Origin of the sequence: Streptomyces sp. NPDC005574 (assembly GCF_040605435.1) — a bacterium.
Lineage (GTDB): Bacteria > Actinomycetota > Actinomycetes > Streptomycetales > Streptomycetaceae > Streptomyces.
On sequence record NZ_JBEXCW010000262.1, the window covers coordinates 1 to 2,251 of the forward strand.

The 2,251-nt window shown below is 67.1% G+C and carries 2 protein-coding genes and 1 riboswitch; both genes read right to left on the bottom strand.

What is annotated here, in order from left to right:
• Positions 1–136 precede the first annotated feature (136 nt).
• The gene (locus ABZT03_RS43875) at positions 137–1,135 is read right to left on the bottom strand and encodes a PhzF family phenazine biosynthesis protein (RefSeq protein WP_356049872.1); all 999 of its coding nucleotides are present in this window, start codon (positions 1,133–1,135) and stop codon (positions 137–139) included.
• The gene (locus ABZT03_RS43880; protein WP_356049874.1) at positions 1,132–2,010 is read right to left on the bottom strand and encodes an MBL fold metallo-hydrolase; all 879 of its coding nucleotides are present in this window, start codon (positions 2,008–2,010) and stop codon (positions 1,132–1,134) included. The genes ABZT03_RS43875 and ABZT03_RS43880 overlap by 4 nt, the downstream gene beginning before the upstream one ends.
• 12 nt (positions 2,011–2,022) lie before the next feature.
• A riboswitch (guanidine-III (ykkC-III) riboswitch) is annotated at positions 2,023–2,091 on the bottom strand.
• Between the last annotated feature and the right edge of the window lie 160 nt (positions 2,092–2,251).

Below are 2,251 nucleotides of genomic sequence, written 5' to 3' on the forward strand. Positions count from 1 at the left end.
CAAGCGACACGCTGTCCACGGACTCGATCAGGTGATCAGTCGTCGTACTCATCAGGTGACTCCTTCGAGGAGATCCACACCTGATTCATGACACTTCCGCGTCGGACCGTGCGGCCCGCACGGCGAACTGACTGGGTTAGGAAGAGCCGGGGTGTGCAGTGGGGTGATCGAGTAGGTTTGCGGCACCGCCCACCCAGACGCTGCGCCCTTCCCCCTTGGCCAGGGTGAGGACCGCTGAGCGGCCGGTCTGGGTGTATTGGGTGACCTGCAACTGTCGGCCTGCGTGGATGCGGGGGTCGGCGCTGACCTGGGCCGCGCTTGAAACGCCGGTGGCCCGGTCCACCGCGAGATTCCGGCCGAGGTATGCGTTCGTCTGGATCGCATGTTCGGGCATACCCGTGATGTCGTTGCGGCAGAACAGGTGGATCCCGTTGACGTCCAGCTCGCGTTGCAGGGCCATGAGCCGGTCGTAGTCCAGACCGTCCAGTTGTCGCTGCAGTCGGACGAAGGCGCCGGGCGTCACCTCGACGGTCAGCTTGGGGGAGCCAACGGACAGGACCGGCAGCCCGTCGGCCAGGGACGGTAGTGGCACGTGGAAGATCTCTTCGAGTGCCTGTTCGCGGCCGTACGCGATCAAGGGCTCACTGGAGTCGAATTGCAGCATGACCGTGCCGCCGCTGGAGAGCGAAGCCCGCGCCGATCCGCCCGACGACGTGGTGATCAGCAGATCAAGACCTGCGGTGATGGCCCCGGTCTGGGTGAGCGCGTGCACGGTACCGATGAAGCCGTGGGCGCACGCTCCGAGCGCCTTCCCGGTCGGTGTCAGGACGGTCAGGTCGAGCTCGTACCCGGAAGGGCAGAGCAGCCCATTCCGTCGGCGGACGGCATCGACGAAGATGGTCTCGGGGGCGCCGGTGCGCCGGGCCAGCGCCTGGCGTTGGGCTGTGCTCAACGCCGCCACGTCGGCGCTCACGACGACAGCGAAGGGGTTGCCCAGACCGTTGTCCGGATCGCGGGGATCGACGAACGCCGAGCCGCGAACGACCCGGACCCCGGCCGGCGGCACCACTCGTCGGCTTGCCGTCCTCGCCGCCGGGGAGCCGGGACGGGACCCGATCTTGTCCGTGCCGCTCATGCCTCGGGGCACAAGATAAACAGCGGGAAGGCGCGGTGGCTGGGCTGGTCGCCGACCTGCTTCAGCGCCTCGCGGATGTCGCGCAGGTGGCCGGTGGTCATCTGCAGTGGGGGCTCGTCGGGCTGGTAGACGGTGCGGATCGGATAGTCCACGCCCGGCTGCCCGGTCATCTCGATGTGGCAGCCGAGTACGTGGGTAACCGTCCGGAGGTCGCAGAAGTCGATCAAGCAATCGATCGTCCGGCTGAATGCCTGCCAGTCCGTGATGTACAGGCGGCCGGGGTAGACGGTGTCGCCGGTCAGGAGAAACCCGGTCCACGCGTCGTAGAACGTGACGGCGGCCTCGTGGTGGCCCGGGGTGGCCAGACATTCCAGCACCCGGCCCCCGAGGTCGATCTGCGCCACGGCATCGGGGTGGTCGGCGAATCCGAAGTACGGCCAGGCGGTGGCCGGCTCCGCGCTGATCACCGTGGTGTCAGGGCGATCGGTGAACTGGCCGTCACCCGCGATGTGATCACCGTGCGGATGGGTGTGCAGCACCAGCAGTTGGTACCCGTGCCGGGGATGACGGACGAGCCAGGAATCGATGAGCTCGTCGACCACCTGGCGCAGAGGGAAGAACTCGGGCGATGCGGTGGCCCCGGTGTCGATCAGCACCGCCCGGGCGTTGCCGAAGAGCAGGAACAAGAACGGCGCCTCGTAGTCGATCGCCATGTTCTGCCGCAGGATGAACGTGTGCTCGTCGTAGGCGTGGACTTGGATGTCCGGGTCGGTGTTGTGCTTGGCGGACGGCGAGCCGTGGATCCACCGGACTTCCAGTCCATGAGGGCCGGGGACCTCCCCGGTGAAGTCGATCAGGCAGGTGCGTGCGCCCATGACGTCTCCTTGAGTGCGTCGTCTTGGCGGGCCGGGTACGGCGCACATCTCGTCCGGGGGCAGGCACATCCGAGCCTCCACCGCGACGGTAACACGGACAGTCGGGTCGATTCAGGGGTGCTGATGCCCCTATGGATGTCAAGGTCCGGTTGGGGCGGGGGTCGCCGGTCCGCTGGGCTTCGTGGTGGGGATGAGGAGTCGGTAGATCTCTCGTGCGACGTAGCGTTTGAGGCATCGGATG